At 68.5% G+C, this 17,037-nt stretch carries 19 protein-coding genes and 1 pseudogene; 5 read left to right on the top strand and 15 right to left on the bottom strand.

What is annotated here, in order from left to right; genetic code table 11:
* Nucleotides 1-28: 28 nt before the first annotated feature.
* The 9 genes from DFQ15_RS02240 to DFQ15_RS02200 form a co-directional block, all read right to left on the bottom strand.
* On the bottom strand, nt 29-1,036 hold the full coding sequence (locus tag DFQ15_RS02240) for a D-2-hydroxyacid dehydrogenase family protein (protein ID WP_110464393.1): 1,008 nt from the start codon (nt 1,034-1,036) through the stop codon (nt 29-31).
* A gap of 179 nt (nt 1,037-1,215) precedes the next feature.
* Complete coding sequence (locus tag DFQ15_RS02235) at nt 1,216-1,560, bottom strand: hypothetical protein (protein WP_146228621.1); 345 nt, start codon at nt 1,558-1,560, stop codon at nt 1,216-1,218.
* Nucleotides 1,561-1,683: 123 nt separating this feature from the next.
* Nucleotides 1,684-2,370: a transcriptional repressor LexA gene (lexA, locus tag DFQ15_RS02230; RefSeq protein WP_110464531.1), complete on the bottom strand. Its 687-nt coding sequence runs from the start codon at nt 2,368-2,370 to the stop codon at nt 1,684-1,686.
* 196 nt (nt 2,371-2,566) lie between these two features.
* Nucleotides 2,567-3,223: an adenylate kinase gene (adk, locus tag DFQ15_RS02225; RefSeq protein ID WP_110464391.1), complete on the bottom strand. Its 657-nt coding sequence runs from the start codon at nt 3,221-3,223 to the stop codon at nt 2,567-2,569.
* Nucleotides 3,224-3,408: 185 nt separating this feature from the next.
* Nucleotides 3,409-4,152 carry a 3-deoxy-manno-octulosonate cytidylyltransferase gene (kdsB, locus tag DFQ15_RS02220; protein WP_110464530.1) on the bottom strand — a complete coding sequence of 248 codons (744 nt, stop codon included), beginning with the start codon at nt 4,150-4,152 and terminating at the stop codon, nt 3,409-3,411.
* Between the two features lie 28 nt (nt 4,153-4,180).
* Complete coding sequence (locus DFQ15_RS02215; protein ID WP_055835412.1) at nt 4,181-4,363, bottom strand: Trm112 family protein; 183 nt, start codon at nt 4,361-4,363, stop codon at nt 4,181-4,183.
* Nucleotides 4,363-5,412: a tetraacyldisaccharide 4'-kinase gene (gene lpxK, locus DFQ15_RS02210; protein ID WP_110464390.1), complete on the bottom strand. Its 1,050-nt coding sequence runs from the start codon at nt 5,410-5,412 to the stop codon at nt 4,363-4,365. The genes DFQ15_RS02215 and lpxK overlap by 1 nt, the downstream gene beginning before the upstream one ends.
* A 7-nt stretch (nt 5,413-5,419) precedes the next feature.
* The gene (locus DFQ15_RS02205) at nt 5,420-5,851 is read right to left on the bottom strand and encodes an ExbD/TolR family protein (RefSeq protein WP_110464389.1); all 432 of its coding nucleotides are present in this window, start codon (nt 5,849-5,851) and stop codon (nt 5,420-5,422) included.
* A gap of 43 nt (nt 5,852-5,894) precedes the next feature.
* Nucleotides 5,895-6,515, bottom strand: a complete 621-nt coding sequence (locus DFQ15_RS02200; protein WP_110464388.1) for a MotA/TolQ/ExbB proton channel family protein — start codon at nt 6,513-6,515, stop codon at nt 5,895-5,897.
* A 237-nt stretch (nt 6,516-6,752) separates the two neighbouring features.
* Here DFQ15_RS02200 and xseA point away from each other — a divergent pair.
* A pseudogene (gene xseA, locus DFQ15_RS02195) lies at nt 6,753-8,033 on the top strand (exodeoxyribonuclease VII large subunit); the annotation flags it as partial.
* 67 nt (nt 8,034-8,100) lie between these two features.
* On the opposite strand, the gene DFQ15_RS02190 reads toward xseA, so the two are convergent.
* Together DFQ15_RS02190 and DFQ15_RS02185 are read right to left on the bottom strand one after the other, a co-directional pair.
* The gene (locus tag DFQ15_RS02190; protein WP_110464386.1) at nt 8,101-8,580 is read right to left on the bottom strand and encodes a DUF192 domain-containing protein; all 480 of its coding nucleotides are present in this window, start codon (nt 8,578-8,580) and stop codon (nt 8,101-8,103) included.
* A gap of 159 nt (nt 8,581-8,739) precedes the next feature.
* Nucleotides 8,740-8,997: a hypothetical protein gene (locus DFQ15_RS02185; protein WP_110464385.1), complete on the bottom strand. Its 258-nt coding sequence runs from the start codon at nt 8,995-8,997 to the stop codon at nt 8,740-8,742.
* Between the two features lie 198 nt (nt 8,998-9,195).
* On the opposite strand from DFQ15_RS02185, the gene icd reads away from it, so the two are divergent.
* Complete coding sequence (gene icd / locus DFQ15_RS02180; RefSeq protein WP_110464384.1) at nt 9,196-10,452, top strand: NADP-dependent isocitrate dehydrogenase; 1,257 nt, start codon at nt 9,196-9,198, stop codon at nt 10,450-10,452.
* Nucleotides 10,453-10,493: 41 nt separating this feature from the next.
* Here the strand turns inward: icd and DFQ15_RS16915 are convergent, their stop codons facing one another.
* The 4 genes from DFQ15_RS16915 to DFQ15_RS02160 form a co-directional block, all read right to left on the bottom strand.
* The gene (locus DFQ15_RS16915) at nt 10,494-12,383 is read right to left on the bottom strand and encodes a DUF6600 domain-containing protein (RefSeq protein WP_146228620.1); all 1,890 of its coding nucleotides are present in this window, start codon (nt 12,381-12,383) and stop codon (nt 10,494-10,496) included.
* Nucleotides 12,384-12,495: 112 nt separating this feature from the next.
* Entirely contained in the window at nt 12,496-12,957 is a 462-nt protein-coding gene (locus DFQ15_RS02170) for a GatB/YqeY domain-containing protein (RefSeq protein WP_110464383.1), read from the bottom strand.
* A gap of 137 nt (nt 12,958-13,094) precedes the next feature.
* Entirely contained in the window at nt 13,095-13,307 is a 213-nt protein-coding gene (gene rpsU, locus DFQ15_RS02165; RefSeq protein ID WP_007833691.1) for a 30S ribosomal protein S21, read from the bottom strand.
* A 530-nt stretch (nt 13,308-13,837) separates the two neighbouring features.
* Nucleotides 13,838-15,070 (bottom strand): BaiN/RdsA family NAD(P)/FAD-dependent oxidoreductase, encoded by a 1,233-nt coding sequence (locus DFQ15_RS02160; protein ID WP_110464382.1) that lies wholly within the window; start codon nt 15,068-15,070, stop codon nt 13,838-13,840.
* Nucleotides 15,071-15,488: 418 nt separating this feature from the next.
* Here DFQ15_RS02160 and DFQ15_RS02155 point away from each other — a divergent pair, with 418 nt between their 5' ends.
* From DFQ15_RS02155 to DFQ15_RS02145, 3 genes are all read left to right on the top strand, one after another.
* On the top strand, nt 15,489-15,959 hold the full coding sequence (locus DFQ15_RS02155; protein ID WP_110464381.1) for a manganese catalase family protein: 471 nt from the start codon (nt 15,489-15,491) through the stop codon (nt 15,957-15,959).
* 91 nt (nt 15,960-16,050) lie between these two features.
* The gene (locus tag DFQ15_RS02150) at nt 16,051-16,305 is read left to right on the top strand and encodes a hypothetical protein (RefSeq protein WP_110464380.1); all 255 of its coding nucleotides are present in this window, start codon (nt 16,051-16,053) and stop codon (nt 16,303-16,305) included.
* Nucleotides 16,306-16,469: 164 nt separating this feature from the next.
* Nucleotides 16,470-17,000, top strand: coding sequence for a GAF domain-containing protein (locus DFQ15_RS02145; protein ID WP_158528993.1), 531 nt, complete (start codon nt 16,470-16,472; stop codon nt 16,998-17,000).
* Nucleotides 17,001-17,037 lie beyond the last annotated feature (37 nt).

Here is a 17,037-nt window from a genome sequence, read left to right as displayed (position 1 = left end):
GGATCGGCGCCTCAGGACGGCAGCACGCTCAACGTCGGACCTGCAGCGCACCCGGGTTCACGATGTTGGTCGGAACACCCTGGATGTAGTTGATGACGTTGTCGAACGCCGCGCCGAAGTACATCTCGTAGCTGTCCTGCTCCACATAGCCGATATGCGGGGTGCATATGCAGTTCTCCAGCCGCAGCAGGGCGTGGCCCTGCAGGGGCGGCTCGGTCTCGAACACGTCGATCGCGCCCATGCCGGGCCGGCCGCGGTTGAGAGCCGTGAGCAGCGCCTCGGGCTCGATCAGTTCCGCACGCGATGTGTTCACGATCAGGGCCGTCGGCTTCATGCACAACAGGTCGTCGAGCTTGACGATGCCGCGTGTCTCGTCGTTCAACCGCAGATGAAGGGAAACGACATCGCATTGCTGGAAGAACTCCTCGCGGCTGTTGGCCGCCTGGTAGCCGTCGGCCCGCGCCTTGGCGCGCGAGGCATCGCGGCCCCAGACCCGGACATGCATACCGAAGGCGTGCCCGTAGCCGGCGACCAGCTGACCGATCTTGCCGTAACCCCAGATTCCCAGCGTCTTGCCACGCAGCACGTTGCCGATGCCGAAGTTTGGCGGCATCGACCCGGCCCGCAGGCCCGACTGCTGCCAGGCGCCGTGCTTGAGGTTCGCGATGTATTGGGGCAGGCGGCGCATCGCCGCCATGGTCAACGCCCAGGTCAACTCGGCTGGCGCGATCGGCGAGCCGACTCCCTCGGCCACCGCCACGCCCCGCTCGGTACAGGTCTGCACGTCGATGTGGCCACCTACCTTGCCCGTCTGCGCGATCAGTTTGAGGCGCGGCAGCTTCTCGATCAGCTGCCGGTTGATCTGTGTCCGCTCCCGGATCAGGACGATGATTTCCGCATCGCGCAGCCGGACCGACAACTGGCCCAGACCCTTGACGGTATTGGTATAGACCTTGGCGGAGTAGGCGTCCAACCGTGCAGCGCAATGCAGCTTGCGCACCGCATCCTGATAGTCGTCGAGGATCACAATATTCATGCCCCGATTGTGCCTTGTCACCCGCCGGGTAGAACTTGGCAGCCAACGCGGCCCGCGTATTTCCGGATACTCCATTGCGATGCCCGGACCCCGTCGACGGGGCCACGCCCCGCCCGGCCTGTTCCTGTTGCGGCGACACGAAAGCGGCTGCGATTCCCCGATCGGACGGTGCCGACGGTCTACTGCGGCGCGAGCCTTTCCAGCTCCGCGCATACGTCGGCCATGCGGCCGGAGATCACCATGCGCCCGGCGTACTGCGCGCTCTGGCGACCTTCGACGACGCGCACGACTCGCAGCGGTGTCGGCCGCGTCGGGGCGGACGGCATGCCGCCGGCTGGCGCCACGCAACCCATCGCCGCAATGACCGATGCTGCGTTCACGGTGCGGGGTACCAGCCGCAGCGGTGCGGTCTGCGTCGAAGGCGTGGCTGCAGGGCGCGCGTGCCGGCGGTCTCCTGCGCGGCGCCACATCCAGGAAGAAAAGGGCGCAAAAATCCCTGCCTGTGCGATAGCGGCAAATCCCATGCGTAACTCCAGATCGAAGAAGGTTCAGGAACGGCAGGATTTGGAAGAGGTGCAGCCGCCAGGGTCGCCAGTGCTTGAAAACCAAGCCTGCCGAACGCCCGCCACCTGGCGCTGCAGAAGACGCTACATGAGTATCGTGTTGCGGATCAGGCCCACGGCCAGGCCCTCGATCTCGAAAGGTTCGTCGGGTTGGACGAATATCGGTTCGAAGTCGGGGTTCTCGGCGTGCAGTTCGATCCCGTCATCGGTCCGCTGGAAGCGCTTGACGGTCACTTCCTCGCCCAGGCGGGCGACCACGATCTGACCGTTGCGGGCTTCGCGGGTGGAGCGCACCGCCAGCAGGTCGCCGTCCATGATGCCGATGTCGCGCATCGACATGCCGCGCACCTTCAGGAGGTAGTCGGGCTGTTGCTGGAAGATGCCGCTCTCGACGTAGTAAGTACGGTCGACATGCTCCTGCGCCAGGATCGGCGAGCCGGCCGCGACACGGCCGACCAAGGGCAGTGCCAGCTGCGCCAGGCCGGGCAGCGGGAGCGAAACCGGCAGGTGGCCGACGGAGTGTAGCGATTGAAGGGTGTCGCCCCGCAGACGGATGCCGCGCGACGTACCGCTCACCAGCTCGATCACGCCCTTGCGCGCCAGGGCCTGGAGGTGATCCTCCGCCGCGTTCGCGGACTTGAAGCCCAGGGTCTGGGCGATCTCCGCGCGGGTCGGCGGAGCGCCGGTGCGCGCGACGGCATGCTTGATGAGTGCCAGAATTTCCTGCTGGCGTGCGGTCAGCTTGATGGGGGCTGCGTGGCTGTCGATCATGGTCATTTCTCCGCGGCGGTGCTGTCTGAATATCCAGTAGCTGTATTTTTGAACAGTTTCACCGGATTGGCAAGCACGGCGCGGTTGGCAGCACGGGGCGTGGTGTTTTTCCGGCTCGTCTCTACGGGCCCGCATCTGTTTTGCGTAAAAGAAAAAGGCCGCTGAGCGGCCTTGATCCAGGGATGCGAAACGAGCGTTATGCCGAGAGCGCTTCCAGCGCGCGGCGCGTGATCTCGTCGACCGAGCCGATGCCGCTGATGGCACGGTAGCGCGGCGCCCGGTCGGGCTCCCTGCGCGCCCAGTCGGCGTAGTAGTCGACCAGCGGACGGGTCTGGGCGCTGTACACCTCCAGGCGCTTGCGGACGGTGGCTTCCTTGTCGTCCTCGCGCTGGATGAGCTCCTCTCCGGTGACGTCGTCCTTGCCTTCGGTTTTCGGCGGATTGAACTTCACATGGTAGGTGCGGCCCGATGCGGGGTGCGAGCGGCGGCCGCTCATGCGGTCGATGATCGCCTCGAACGGCACGTCGATCTCCAGCACGTAGTCGAGCTTGACGCCGGCGCTCTTCATCGCATCGGCCTGCGGGATGGTGCGCGGGAAACCGTCGAACAGAAAGCCTTTTTCGCAGTCCGGCTGCGCGATGCGTTCCTTGACCAAGTCGATGATCAGCTGGTCGCCGACGAGTGCACCCGACTTCATGACCGCGTCGGCCTGCAGCCCGAGCGGGGTGCAGGCCTTGACGGCCGCGCGCAGCATGTCGCCGGTGGAAATCTGAGGGATGCCGTACCTTTCGCAGATGAAAGCGGCTTGGGTGCCCTTGCCCGCGCCGGGCGCGCCCAGCAGAATCAGTCTCATGGAAGTCCTCGGATGGTGAAATATGGCGGTGGCACCGCGGGCCGCGCGGCGCGCCGTCGAGGACAGGCTGGGAAGGGCGGGTGCGGTACTCTGACTTGCGCGGGAGGATAGCACGCATGCTTACAGGGTTTTCGAGGGAGATTTGCCCCCGGCGACCGCTCGCGAACCGCTGCCGAAGCCTGGTTTCACGCGAACAGCGCGCGGACGCGCGCCAGGTCCTGCGGCGTGTCGACGCCGGTGCCGGGCGCCTCGGGTGTCAGGTGCACCGCGATGCGGTAGCCATGCCACAGCGCACGCAACTGTTCCAGCGCTTCGGCGGTTTCCAGCGGCGCTTGTTCGAGTCGCGGGAACGCCCGCAGGAAGCGCACCCGGTAGCCGTACAGGCCGACATGGCGCAACGGCGCCGGGCTGGGCAGTGCTGTCGCGCCGGTCGAGCGCAGCCACGGAATGGGGGCTCGGCTGAAATACAGCGCCAGGCCCGATGCGTCGGCCACCACCTTCACCACGTTAGGGTCGAGGTAGTCTGCCAGCGTGTCGATCGGATGCGCCGCGGTGGAGATGCTGGCCTCGGGCCGGGCATGCAGCGCTGCGGCCACGGCGGCCACCAGCGCGGGTGGCACCAGCGGCTCGTCGCCCTGCACGTTGACGACGACGTCGTCGTCGGCCAACTGGAGCAGGTCGCAGGCCTCGGCCAGCCGGTCGCTGCCGCAGGCATGGTTCTCGCGGGTCAGCAGGGCCTCCACGCCGTGGCGTTCGCAGGCGGCGACGATCGTGGGATGGTCGGCCGCCACCACGGTCCGGACCGCTCCGGAGGCCAGGGCCCGGTGCGCCACCCGCACCACCATCGGCAAGCCGCCGATATCGGCCAGAGGCTTGTCCGGCAGCCGGGTCGAGGCCAGCCGGGCCGGGATCAAGGCTGTGAAGGGCAGGGCGGTCATGGCGAACGCGTGCGCGGGATCACAGGCCCAGTTCTTCGTCGGACAGCGTCCGGGCTTCGTTCTCCAGCAGGATCGGAATGCCGTCACGGATCGGGTAGGCCAGGCGGGCGCTGCGCGATGTCAGCTCGTCCTTCTCGCGATCGTATGCCAGCGGGCCTTTGGTGACGGGGCACACCAGCAGTTCGAGAAGTTTGCTGTCGATCATGGCTTTCCTTGAGCGGCGTCGTGAGCGGGCGATGATAGCCGTGCCAGGCGCGCATCGACCCGCTCGTCCAGGGAGGCCAGGAAGGCCGGTTCGGGCACGAACACCAGCGGCACCGCCAGCGCGTCCGGCGCCGCCTGCCAGAGCTTCGGGGCGTCTTTTTCGGTGCAAACCAGCCGCTGGCCGGCGTCCGACGCCGGCCTCCAGCTATCGAAATGATAGTGATCGGGCAGCGCGGTGGCCTGGGCGACGGCCAGGCCGCGGTCGCGCAGCATCGAGAAGAACGCCTCCGGCCGCGCGATGCCGGCCACGGCGTGCAGTGCCACGCCGGCCAGTGCCGTCAACGGCAGCACCGTGCCGTCCGACTGCAGCGCATGGTCGGCCAGGCGACGCGCGCCGCGGTAGCCGGCGAACGCCGGCCGGGTGCCGGTGTGCAGCACCAGGTCCACCGGCCGGGGCCAGGGCTCCCGCAGCGGGCCGGCGGGCAGCGGCCAGCCGTTGCCGACGCCGCGGTCGTCGAACACGCAGATCTCGATGTCGCGGCCCAGGGCCAGGTGCTGCAGCCCGTCGTCGCAGACGATCAGCTGTACCTCGGGGTGCGCGGCCAGCAGACGGCGGGCGGTCGCGGCGCGTCGGCTGCCGACGAAGACCGGCGCGCCGGTGCGACGCCGTATGAGCAGGGGCTCGTCGCCGACGACCTGGGGCAGGTCCTGCGGCAGCACCGCGCGAATGTCGTCCTGCGCAGCGGCGGCAAGGGCGCGGCCGTAGCCCCGCGAGACGACGCCCACTCGCAGGCCCCGCCGCTGGAGATGCTCGACGACGGCGATCACCGTCGGCGTTTTGCCGGCCCCGCCGGCCACCACGTTGCCGACGACGATGAGCGGGACACCGACCCGCTCGGTGCGCCGCCAGCCGCGCCGATAGGCCGCCAGGCGCAGGTTCCAGAGCGCGCGGTAGACCCACGACGCGGGCCGCAGCGACCAGGCCAGAGGTCCCCGCTTCAGCCATGCGTCCTGCAGCCGCTCCCGCAGGCCGCCGCCCGGCGTCATCGGCGGCTCAGGGCGTGCCGCCGGCGCGCGCGGTGCTCTGGGTGGCGAAGGTGATCTGGCCCAGGCCGGCGCGGCGGGCGGCTTCCATCACCGTGACGACGGTCTGGTGCGGCGCGCTCGCGTCGGCGCTGATGATCACCACCGTGTCGGGTCCGGCCTTCGCGGCGGCACCCAGCGCCTTGCTCAGCGCATCGACCGCGCCCGAGGCCATCGGCGTCTTGTTGACGGTGAACCGGCCGTCGCCGCTGACGGAGACCAGCACTTCCTTCTGGTGGTCGCGCATCGCCTGCGCGTCGGCCACCGGCAGCCGCAGCTGGATCTCGGTGAAGCGGCTGTAGGTGGTGGAGAGCATCAGGAAGATGAGCACCACCAGCAGCACGTCGATGAACGGGATCAGGTTGATCTCGGGCTCGTCCCGGTTGCCGGCGCGGAAATCCATGCGGGAACGTCCGCGGAAATGGAGGCTCATGGCGATGCCGCGGTCAGGATTTGCGCAACTGGTTCAGGTGTCGCACGAAGCGCTCCGCCGCCAGTTCCAGTGTCAGCAGGTAGGCATCGACCCGGCCGCGGAAATAGCGCCAGAAGATCAGCGACGGAATCGCCACGATCAGGCCGAAGGCGGTGTTGTAGAGCGCGATCGAGATGCCCTGCGCCAGCTGCGCCGGGTTGCCGCCGCCGCCCGGTTGCGATCCGAAAATCTCGATCATGCCGATTACCGTGCCCAGCAGCCCGAGCAGCGGCGCGGCCGACGCGATGGTGGCCAGCGCGCTCAGGTAGCGCTCCAGCCGGTGCGCTGCGCTGCGGCCCGCGCCCTCGATCGCGGCGCGCAGATCGCTCTCGCTGCAGCTGGGGTTGCTGTTGAGCGCCCGGAAGCCGCTGGCGAGCACCGTGCCGAGAACCGAGTTCTGCTCCAGTTGCGTCACCACGTCGGGGCCGGGCACCGTGCGGGCCGACACGGCGAACGCCTCGTCAAGCAGTTTCGGCGGGGCGACCTTCGAGGTCTTGAGGCTCAGGAAGCGCTCGATGACGAGGGCCAGGGCCAGCACGGAGCAGAGCACCAGGGGCCATATCGGCCATCCGGCCGCTTGTATGATCGAGAACAAAAGGACTTCCTCCGGTGGCGTACTACGATGTCGGCCGGGATTATGGCGCACGCCTTCGGCGACATGCTTCGCCGCCCGTGCCGGCCCGCCGGCCGGTCGCTCACAGATCGTGTGGATAAGTTTGTGCGCAAGCCGGCGGATTGCGGCTGCAGCCCGCGCCGGCATTGGCATGCGACAGTTCGATGAAAAAAACAGCAGTCCTTTCTCTCGATTCCGGCTCGCCTGGCAGGCCGTTCCATGCTTGAACCCGGCCAGCCTGCGGGTGCGCGCGTCTGGCCGGTCGGTGCGCTGTGCCGCGCCGTCGGCGATGCGCTCGACGCCCGCTTCAACCCGGTCGCGGTGCGCGGCGAGATCGCCGGTTTCTCCCGCGCGTTCAGCGGACACTGTTACTTCTCGTTGAAGGACGCGCAGGGCCAGGTGCGTTGCGCGATGTTCCGCCGCGCGGCCGGGCTGCTCGACTTCAACCCGCGCGACGGCGAGCTGGTGGATGTGCGTGGGCGGCTCGGCGTCTACGAAGCCCGGGGCGATTTGCAACTGGTGGCCGAGTCGATGTCCCGGGTCGGGCAGGGCGGCCTGTTCGAGCAGTTCCTGCTGCGCAAGGCCCGGCTGGAGGCGCAGGGATTGTTCGATCCGGCACGCAAGCGCGCGCTGCCGCCGATGCCGCGCGGTATCGGCGTCGTCACGTCTCTGGGCGCTGCCGCCTTGCACGACGTGGTGACGGCGCTGCGCCGCCGCGCGCCGCACCTGCCGGTGCTGCTGTCACCCGCCGCGGTGCAGGGCGCCGGCGCGCCTGCCGAACTGGTGCGGGCGCTGGAGGCTTTGTATGTCCACGCACGCCGGCCGCAGGACCCACAGCCGGTCGATGTGATCCTGCTGGTGCGCGGCGGCGGCTCGATGGAAGACCTGTGGGCGTTCAACGACGAGTCGTTGGTGCGCACCCTGGCCGCCAGCCCGGTGCCGGTGGTGACGGGCGTGGGGCACGAGACCGATTTCACCCTGACCGACTTCGTCGCCGACCTGCGCGCGCCGACCCCCACGGCGGCGGCCGAGTTGTCGGCGCCGGCACGCGACGTGCTGCTCGCCGGGCTGGACCAGGCCTCCGACGCGCTGGAGAGCGCGGTGCTGCGGGTGCTGGACCGCCAAAGCCAGCGCATCGACACGCTGGCGGCCCGCGTCGGCCGGCCGTCGTCGCGCCTGGCGGAGCAGCGGCTGCAGCTCAATCGGCAGATGCACACCCTGCGCTACGGTGCCCGTGCCGTGCTGCAGCGGGCCGCGCATCTGCAGCAGCGGCTGGCGCAGGCACTGGCACCGGCGGTGTCGTCGTCGCTGGCTCGGCATGCCGCCGTACTCGACCGTGCGCAGTTGCGGCTCGAACTGCTCGACCCGGCGCTGGTACTGCAGCGCGGCTATGCATGGATCGAGGATGCGCAGGGCGGCGTCGTTCAGAGCGTGCGGCAGGTGGCCGCGGGCCAGTCGCTCAAGGCTACGCTGGCCGATGGCAGCATGGCCCTGGATGTCATCGGCGTGCGCGCGAAGTCGGTCGACGTCGTCGCGGACGCCGGCCAGGCGCTGCCGAGCGCGCCGGTCAGCGACTCTGGAAAGGCGCCCCGGTCAGCTTGAAGCCGGCCTTGAACTTCTTGTGGTCGAACCAGCCCTGGTTCATCTCGAGCACGTAGCGCACCGGCTTGGTGGAACAGTGCGAATCGGTCTTGAGCGGCTGCATGTCGGCCAGGTTGACGATGGTGCCGTCGTCGGCCACGAAGGCCGCGGTGAGCGGCAGCAGCGTGTTCTTCATCCAGAAGCACTGCGTGGCCGGTTGTTCGAAGATGAACAGCATGCCTTCGTGCTGGGGCATCTCGCGGCGGTACATCAGGCCTGTCTGACGCTCGTCCGGTTTCGTGGCCACCTGGGCATCGATCCGGTACATACCCGCCATCAGCGGCACGCGCGGGAGATCGGTCTGCGGCACGCCGTTCGGGCTGTCCTGCGCCTGTGCGCCGGTAGCAGCCAGCAGGGTCGAGTACAGCAGTGCCCAGAGAAAACGGCGGGACGGTGCATTCTTCATGTGCGGATTTCGAACGATGGGAAGGGATGTCGATTCTCACGCAGGGAGCGCTTCGGCGTGCGGCGCGGGTGCGGAGACGGCGGGCATGAAAAAAGCGGCCGCTGGCGGCCGCTTATGTCGATCGGGTCTCTCCGCAACGAAGTACGCAGCGGTTTTCGATCAGCCCTTGTGGGCGTCTGCCGCAACCGGCTGCTTCGGGTGCCGCGGCTCGTGGCCGGCGGCGTGCGGGCCCTTGGGATGTTTGTGCTTCTTGACCGCCTTGTGCTTGGACATGCGGGCCTGCTTGCGTGCCTCGCCGGCAGCTTGCGACCGGGCGGGAGAGTAGGCCGAGGTGCTGGAGTTGCCTTGCGGTGCCTGCTGGGCGAAAGCGCCCATCGCGAAGAAACCGGCGATCAGGGTGGCGAGGAGCTTGTTCATGTGACGGTATCCTGGATCGGAAACAAGAGGGATGGGAGCGGGCCTTCCGAAACGCCGGAAGGCCGAGTTTCAACGCGGTCTTGCGCACCGTCGTTGACGGCAAGTATGCAAATTTATCGGACATAGAATCGACGGCTTTGTCCCGCCTGTTACCGTCCGTCGGATGCATCTTTCCTCCCGCTTCCCCTGAGGTTTCCCATGTCTTACCAGCACATCCAGGTGCCCGCCCAAGGCCAGAAGATCACCGTCAATGCCGACACGACCCTGAATGTCCCCGACGAGCCGATCATTCCGTACATCGAAGGCGACGGTACCGGCCAGGACATCACCCCGGTCATGCTGAAGGTGGTCGATGCGGCGGTGGCCAAGGCCTACGGCGGCGCCCGCAGGATCCACTGGATGCAGGTCTACGCCGGCGAGAAGGCGACGCGGGTCTACGGACCCGGCGTCTGGCTGCCGGAGGAGACCCTGGACGTGGTGCGCGACTACGTGGTGTCGATCAAGGGCCCGCTCACTACGCCGGTGGGCGGGGGCATGCGCTCATTGAACGTGGCCCTGCGCCAGCAGCTAGACCTCTACGTCTGCCTGCGGCCGATCCGCTACTTCAAGGGCGTGCCGAGCCCGGTGCGCGAGCCGGAGAAGACCGACATGGTGATCTTCCGCGAAAACTCGGAGGACATCTACGCCGGCATCGAGTTCGAAGCCGGCAGCGAAAAAGCGAAAAAGCTGATCCGTTTGCTGAAAGACGAGCTGGGCGTCGACAAGATCCGGTTCCCCGAAACGTCCGCGCTCGGCATCAAGCCGGTGTCGATCGAGGGCACCGAGCGCCTGGTGCGCAAGGCGCTGCAGTACTGCATCGACAACGACAAGCCCAGCATGACCGTCGTCCACAAGGGCAACATCATGAAGTTCACCGAGGGCGGCTTCCGGGACTGGGCCTATGCCCTGGCGCAAAAGGAGTTCGGCGCCGAGCCGATCGACGGCGGCCCGTGGATGAAGTTCAAGAACCCGAAGACCGGCAGGGACATCACGGTCAAGGATTCGATCGCCGATGCGTTCCTGCAGCAGATCCTGCTGCGCCCGGCCGAGTACAGCGTGATCGCCACCCTCAACCTCAACGGCGACTACATCTCGGACGCGCTGGCGGCCCAGGTCGGCGGCATCGGCATCGCGCCGGGCGGCAACATGAGCGATACGGTGGCGATGTTCGAGGCCACCCACGGCACCGCGCCGAAATACGCCGGCAAGGACTACGTCAACCCGGGCTCCGAAATTCTCTCGGCCGAGATGATGCTGCGCCATATGGGCTGGACCGAGGCGGCCGATCTGATCATCGCATCGATGGAAAAGGCGCTCGCACGCAAGAAGGTCACCTACGACTTCGCGCGTCTCATGGAAGGCGCCACGCAGGTGAGCTGCTCGGGATTCGGCCAGGTCATGATCGAACAGATGTAGCCACGAACCGGTGGCGGGCGCGTGTGCCGGCCCGCTGACCGTTAGCCGCCCGGACGCACCTCGAAGCGATGGTGCGGCGCGCCGCCCATCCCGCGGCTGGGCTGCATCTGCTGCTGCATCGATTCCCGCTGCTGTTGCATCTGCTGGCGCTGCTGGTCCTGGTGCTGGCGGATCTGCTGCTGCATCTGCCCCTGACGCTCTTGCTGCTGCTGCATCTGGAAGCGCTGCTGTTGCTGCTGCTGTTCCATGCGCTGAACCGCCTGCTCCCGCTGGTTCTGCTCCATGCGGAACTGGTCGCGGCGTTCGTGGTCGAGCTGCTGGATGCGGACCTGCTCCTGGTAGACCTGCTGGGCGCGCCGCTGGTCCTCGGCCCGGCGCTGGGAGAAGCCGGGCTGGAACCGCTCCTGCGCATTGCGCATCTGCTCGACCTGCTGGATGTCGCGGTACTGTTGCAGCTCCCGCTGGCGCTGCTCCTGGGCCAGCTGGTGCTGGCGCGCCTGGTCGGCCAGCGCGCCACCCGGCGGGCCGGCGGTGAACGGCTGGCCACCGACGCCCGTCGTGCCGTAAACGCCGCGCGGCACCTGCGGCGGCATGCCTGCCTGGCCGGGGCCGCCGTAGCCGGCACCGGCCCGGAAGATCGGCGGCTGCACCGCGCGGGCGCGGGCCAGTTCCTCGGCCGTCACCGCTTCCATCCGCCGGCGATCGCCCCAGCGGCGGCCGAAGTCTTCGGCACCGATGCCCGATACCGCACCCGGCCGGTTCAGGAACCGGTACGAGCCGGCGGCCGCCTCGGCGGTGCCGTGCAGGTCCCAGCCGCGGTTGATGTCGCCCAGGTAGCGGGGGCTGGCGCGGTAGCCGGGGCGCCAGGCTTCGCCGGGCGCCAGCGGGAACCACGCCACGCCCGGCCGGCCGTTGCCGAGCACGAGGGTGCCGGTCTCGATCCGGCTGCCGACGAAGCCGACCAGGGCGGGCGCGTAGGTCGGCCGGATGTGCGCCGGCCCCGGCACCCAGGCCCAGCGGCTGCTGATCTGCGTCCAGCGGCCGTAGTGGAACGGGGCGAAGCCCCAGGGCGCGTCGTCCATCCAGGTCCAGCCCCAGGGCTGCACCCATTCCCAGCGGCCGTAGCGGTAGGGCGCCCAATCGGCCGCCACACCGTTGGGGTACCAGACGGTGCCGTAGGTGCCGTCGTTCTGCCAGTCGCCCTGGCCGTCGAGCATCCGGTAGCCGGGCATCTCGCGCGAGACGTAGCGGGCGCTGACCGAGGCCGCATCCAGCCGCGCCCGCTGCTCGAACCAGCGATCGAAGTCGTCGCCCGCCACCACGGTTGCGAGCAGGCCCGGCGAGCCGAGATCGCGGCCGACGAAATCGCGCCGCTGCGGCCCGGGGAGCGGCAGCGATTCGCCTTTCTCGCCATACACGACACCCGCGGCACCGGGCTCCACGGCCGCGATCCGGGTGAGTCCCTGGCCCGGGTCGACGTCGATCCGGTAGCGGCCCGGGCGGGTGAGCACGAAGGCCAGGTTGGGCGTGTCGATCTCGTAGCGCTGGCCCGGCTCGGCCGCGCGCAGCTGGACGCCGAGGGTGCCCTGGGTGAGCTTCAACTGGGTGGTCTGCGGATCGAGCGCGGTGAATTCCATCACCGAGGCGCCGTCGAGCCGCAGCCGCATGCCGCCGCTGTCGATCTCGGCGCGCGATCCGGTGTCGGTCCAGACGCGGTCGCCTGCGATCAGCGGCCAGTGGGTGTCGGCGGGCCGGGTCTGGTGGTCGATGCCGGTCTGGTGCTGCGCGCTGCCTTCGATCAGGTCGAAGCGCGCGATGCGTTCGGGAGGATCGGCCTGGGCCGTGGCATGCAGTGCGGAGGCGGCCAGCAGCGCCGCCAGGAAGGGCTTGCACCAGCGGCGCAGGCGGAGAACAAGTGCAGAGACAGCCATGCTATGAGAACGCCCTTGTCGATCGGAAGTTAACACCGTCCGTCCGGCGGCGGCCCCGCCGGGCCGCCTTTGTGCAAGCGCCAGTAACTGCAGGGCGTGGCCGGAAAGCCGATCAGCCGGCCAGTGCGGCCTTCACCGCGGTGGATACCCGGGCCATGTCGGCCTTGCCCGCGAGGCGGGTCTTGGCTGAGCCCATGACCTTGCCCATGTCGCCGGCGGTCGGTGCGCGGCCCAGTTCGGCGGTGATGTCGGCGACCACGGCGCGCACCTCGGCGGTCACTTCGTCTGTCGAGAGCCGTGCGGGCAGGTAGGCCTGCAGCACGGTCAGCTCTGCGGTTTCCCTGGCGGCCAGGTCGGTGCGGCCGGCCTGCTCGAACGCGGCGACGGAGTCTTTGCGCTGCTTGATCAGCTTGTCGACGATGGCGACGATCGCCGCGTCGTCGAGGTCCACCCGCTCGTCCACTTCCTTCTGCTTCATCGCCGCCATCAGCAGGCGGATCGTGCCTAAGCGCTCGCTGTCCTTGGCGCGCATCGCGGTCTTCATGTCGTCGGTGATCTGTTCCTTGAGGGCCATGGTGTTTCCTGGGGTTGGCAAATGGTCGGGTGCGGCGTTGCCGGAGTGCGTGCGAAAGGAGTCGCGAACGAAAAAACCCGCGCCTGGCGTCCCGAGCGCGGGTTGCTGTCGGAAAGCCCGCAGGCCCCCGGCAGGGATCAGTACAGCTTCTTGGGCAGCTGCATGCTGCGCACGCGCTTGTAGTGGCGCTTGACGGCGGCGGCCTTCTTGCGTTTGCGCTCGGCCGTCGGTTTCTCGTAGAACTCGCGGGCGCGCAGGTCGGTCAGCAGGCCGAGCTTTTCGATGGTGCGCTTGAAGCGGCGAAGAGCCACGTCGAAGGGCTCGTTTTCTTTAACACGGATGGTCGTCATTACGTAATGTTTTCCGAGATATGTGCAGCCGCTTGGAATCGCGGGAGATCGGGCCCGTGACCGGCGTGCTGAGATTGTTCCCCGGCTTGAGGTGATCAGGCCGCCGGGGGTTTGCCAGCAAAGCCGAGCATTATATCGCGTTGCCGGCGGCAGGTGCCCGGATATTCGTGCGGCGACCCGGCGGCGGTAACGTCCATTTAGAAAGTGTTATGCACTTCGACACAAGCGCGTGGGTTCCGCGGCGGGCGATCGCAAGGCGCGGGCCGCCGCCCGAGGCTCGTGCCCGGGCAAGGGCCGCAATGCCGCGAGCGCCTGCCGCGGGACCCCCGCTTCGGGAAAGCCGGGCAGAGGCCCGGCCGCCGCGTTGCCGCTATCCACACCGCGGCGCGTCCTGCGCCTCGCCGCCGGGCCGCTCCCCGGATTTCGCGGGGTAGGTCGAAGTGGATAACACGCTCTCGTCGCGCTTCCGCATATAAAAAGTGCCTGCAGCCAGCGTGCCTCAACGACCTTTAGCTATCGAAAGTATAGCGTCAGGTCGTGGCGGGCTGCAGCGCCTGCCCGCAGGCATGGCCGCTGGCCCAGGCCCATTGGAAGTTGTAGCCACCCAGCCAACCGGTCACGTCGACCACCTCGCCCAAAAAGAACAGCCCCGGCTGCTTGCGGGCTTCCATCGTCTGCGACGACAGATCGCGCGTGTCCACCCCGCCCAGCGTCACCTCGGCCTTGCGGTAGCCCTCGGTGCCGGTCGGCACGATGGTCCACTGCGCGATGCGTGCCGCCAGCGCGGCGAGCGACTTGTGGGGCACCTCGTTGACCGGGCGCTGCAGGGCGGCGTCGCCGTCCGTCCAGGTGTCGGCCAGGCGCGACGGGACCATCAGCGCCAGCTCGTTGGCGACCCGCCTCTTCGAGACCGCCTTGGCCTGCGACAGCCGCGCCGGCACGTCGGTGCCCGGGGCGAAATCGAGCGCCAGCGGAACGCCCTCCTGCCAATAGTTGGAGATCTGCAGGATCGCCGGCCCCGAAAGGCCCCGGTGGGTGAAAAGCAGGTCTTCCAGGAAGGCGGCGCGCGCCTTCTTCGGGCCGGTCGCCACCTCCACCGGCAGCGCCAGGCCTGCGAGCGATGCGTAGGGCGCCCAGGCGTCTCCGTCGAAGGTGAGCGGCACCAGGCCGGGCCGCTGCGCGACGGTGCGCAGCTCGAACTGCCGGGCGATGCGGTAGCCGAAGTCGGTGGCGCCGATCTTGGGGATCGACAGCCCGCCGGTGGCGATCACCAGCTGCGGCGCACATGTCGGGCCGCGGTGGGTCTCGACGGCGTAGCCCTCGGCCTCCGAGAAGCGCACCGATTCGACCTTGCACGGCTGCCAGCGCTCGACGCCGCCGCCACTGGCCCCGCCGCCGCATTCGGCCAGCAGCATGCCGATGATGTCTTCGGCCGAGCGGTCGCAGAAGAGCTGGCCTTTGTGCTTTTCGTGGAAGCCGATGCCGTGCCGCTGCACCAGCGCGATGAAATCCTGCGGCGTGTAGCGCGCCAGCGCCGAGCGGCAGAAGTGCGGGTTCTGGCCGACGAAGTGCTTCTGCGGCGCGGCCGGGTCCAGCTCCCGGTTGGTGAAGTTGCAGCGGCCGCCGCCCGAGATGCGGATCTTCTCGGCCAGCTTGTCCGCATGGTCGACCAGCAGCACCCGCAACCCGCGCTGCGCCGCCACGCCCGCGCAGAAAAGGCCGGCCGCGCCGGCACCGATGACGATGGCGTCGAAGGATTTCAAGGAAAAGTGCCTGTGGGGGTTGCTGCTCGACGACTACAAGCTATCGAAACTGTAGCAGGACGCGACCGGGGGAGACGGATCGCCGGGAGCCCGGCCGGCCCGCGCCCCCCGGGGGCGGGGCCGCACGAACGGTTGCGGTGCGACGGGCCCGAGTCTAACGACGCGCCGCGCGGGTGGAAACGCGGCCCGGGTCGGCGGTGGACCGACCCGGCGGGCAGGCTGATCGAACACCCTCCAAACGAATCGTGGACCGGGTCCGACAAAGCTTTGTCGGCGGCTACCTACAGCGCCCGTCCCGTGTGGATGGCACGCGGTGATTTTTACGCGGACGAACCTGAATGGCGCGGCACGCCCGATCCGGAATCCGTTTCCTCCTCGCCTCACCTCCGTCTATCTCCACCCCACGAAAGTCACTCCCATGTTCAGTCACAACAAGCGTCTGCAGTACACGGTGCGTGTCGAAGAATGCAACCCGGGCCTCGCCAACCTGATGCTGGAGCAGTTCGGCGGCCCACAAGGCGAAATGTCGGCGGAAAGTCGCCCACCAGCAGATGTTCGAGAAGGCGCTTATTTGATCGAACGCCCCTTCCCGCCGGGCAAGCTGCCGGGCGATCCGCGCTTCACCCGCACCTACTTCGACCTGTCGCAGGGCGAGGCGGTGCCGGCACCCGGCCCGTGGAACGACCCGGCCCGGTTCGACGTGGTGTCGAGGCTGGAAGACGCGATCGCGGTGGACGGCGGCTCGGGCATGCCCAGCGTCGGCCTGACCGCCGAAGAGGAGGAACTGGTGACGGCCATGGCCCTGCGCACCGCTTCCGACCCGCAGGCCGATCCACCCGCTGGCGCAGAACTGGGTTTGGGTGAACTGGAGCGCAATGACGAGCTTTGAATCCGCCGCGCGGTCCTGTCCGGGTGCCGTGGGCCGGACGACCCGCAGCGTTTGTCAACCTTACTTCTTCATTTCTTCGTAGGGACGCATCATGCCTTACGCACTGCTGGAAAAGCTCGACATCATGCAATTGCCGGCGGAGATCGACGGTCCGGAGGTGGACACGGTGCGTGCCTACGTCGCCGCCGGTCTGGTGGTCGCCGACATCCGGCAGCCGGTCTGCGCCCGCGACGGCGCGGTGCTCGCGATGTCGGCCCGGGTGGACTCGCTGACCCGTGCGGGACGTCGCACGGTGGAAAAGCGGCGGGCGCACCGGAGCACGCAGGCCTTCCTGCGCAAGCTGTAGACCGGCGGGCCGTGCCCGCATCGGATGGAACCGGGCGGCCGGTCGCGGATAGCCATGGCCGCACTCGGCGAAAATCCATCGACCCGCGGGTGATGCCCGACTGCACCCGTGGCACGGCGGTATCCGGTCGCCCGGCGTTACCATGCCGTCCGGAGGCATTCGACATGAACCGCAACGTATTCGAATCCGACGACCTGGAGCAGCTCGACGTGACCGTCAGCGAAATGCTGCTGGCGACCGCCGAGCAGTCCGACGCGATGGTCGACGCGTCGGTCACCCAGGTGCTGCAGGTGCTGCGCGAGCGGCTGGGCATGGACGTGGTCTTCGTCGCGGAGTTCGACGGCGACAAACATGTCATCCGCCAGGTGGCGAACCCCGCGCAGGAGCAGGCCCACGTACCGGGCGAGGTGCGGGAGCTGGAGCGAACCTGGTGCCACCATGTCGTCGAAGGCCGGCTGCCGCGCCTGGTGCCCGACACCCGCACCGAGCCGGCGCTGCGCGATGCGCCACCGCCGCCGGCGAGGATCGGCTCGTTCATCACCACACCGATCGTGCTGGACGACCATAAGAACTACGGCACCCTGTGCACCTACAGCTTCGCCGCGAACGAGTCCCTGGGCGACCGGCAGTTGCAGGCGATGGAGAAGGCGGCGCAGCACATCTCGCGTGCGGTGGGCCGCGGCCACCGCGGCTGATCCCCGCACCGGCCGAGGCGGCCGGTGCCGGGCCGGG

This window comes from Xylophilus ampelinus (genome assembly GCF_003217575.1).
GTDB lineage: Bacteria > Pseudomonadota > Gammaproteobacteria > Burkholderiales > Burkholderiaceae_C > Xylophilus > Xylophilus ampelinus.
Note: the sequence above shows the minus strand (reverse complement) of the source record. Positions and strands in the feature narration are given on the sequence as shown.

Bases quoted from the DNA above. Each gene is read 5' to 3' on its own strand.
- DFQ15_RS02240 (WP_110464393.1), bottom strand. From the start codon at position 1,036: ATGAATATTGTGATCCTCGACGACTATCAGGATGCGGTGCGCAAGCTG.
- DFQ15_RS02235 (WP_146228621.1), bottom strand. From the start codon at position 1,560: ATGGGATTTGCCGCTATCGCACAGGCAGGGATTTTTGCGCCCTTTTCT.
- lexA (WP_110464531.1), bottom strand. From the start codon at position 2,370: ATGATCGACAGCCACGCAGCCCCCATCAAGCTGACCGCACGCCAGCAG.
- adk (WP_110464391.1), bottom strand. From the start codon at position 3,223: ATGAGACTGATTCTGCTGGGCGCGCCCGGCGCGGGCAAGGGCACCCAA.
- lpxK (WP_110464390.1), bottom strand. From the start codon at position 5,412: ATGACGCCGGGCGGCGGCCTGCGGGAGCGGCTGCAGGACGCATGGCTG.
- DFQ15_RS02205 (WP_110464389.1), bottom strand. From the start codon at position 5,851: ATGGATTTCCGCGCCGGCAACCGGGACGAGCCCGAGATCAACCTGATC.
- DFQ15_RS02190 (WP_110464386.1), bottom strand. From the start codon at position 8,580: ATGAAGAATGCACCGTCCCGCCGTTTTCTCTGGGCACTGCTGTACTCG.
- DFQ15_RS02185 (WP_110464385.1), bottom strand. From the start codon at position 8,997: ATGAACAAGCTCCTCGCCACCCTGATCGCCGGTTTCTTCGCGATGGGC.
- icd (WP_110464384.1), top strand. From the start codon at position 9,196: ATGTCTTACCAGCACATCCAGGTGCCCGCCCAAGGCCAGAAGATCACC.
- DFQ15_RS16915 (WP_146228620.1), bottom strand. From the start codon at position 12,383: ATGGCTGTCTCTGCACTTGTTCTCCGCCTGCGCCGCTGGTGCAAGCCC.
- DFQ15_RS02170 (WP_110464383.1), bottom strand. From the start codon at position 12,957: ATGGCCCTCAAGGAACAGATCACCGACGACATGAAGACCGCGATGCGC.
- rpsU (WP_007833691.1), bottom strand. From the start codon at position 13,307: ATGACGACCATCCGTGTTAAAGAAAACGAGCCCTTCGACGTGGCTCTT.
- DFQ15_RS02155 (WP_110464381.1), top strand. From the start codon at position 15,489: ATGTTCAGTCACAACAAGCGTCTGCAGTACACGGTGCGTGTCGAAGAA.
- DFQ15_RS02150 (WP_110464380.1), top strand. From the start codon at position 16,051: ATGCCTTACGCACTGCTGGAAAAGCTCGACATCATGCAATTGCCGGCG.
- DFQ15_RS02145 (WP_158528993.1), top strand. From the start codon at position 16,470: ATGAACCGCAACGTATTCGAATCCGACGACCTGGAGCAGCTCGACGTG.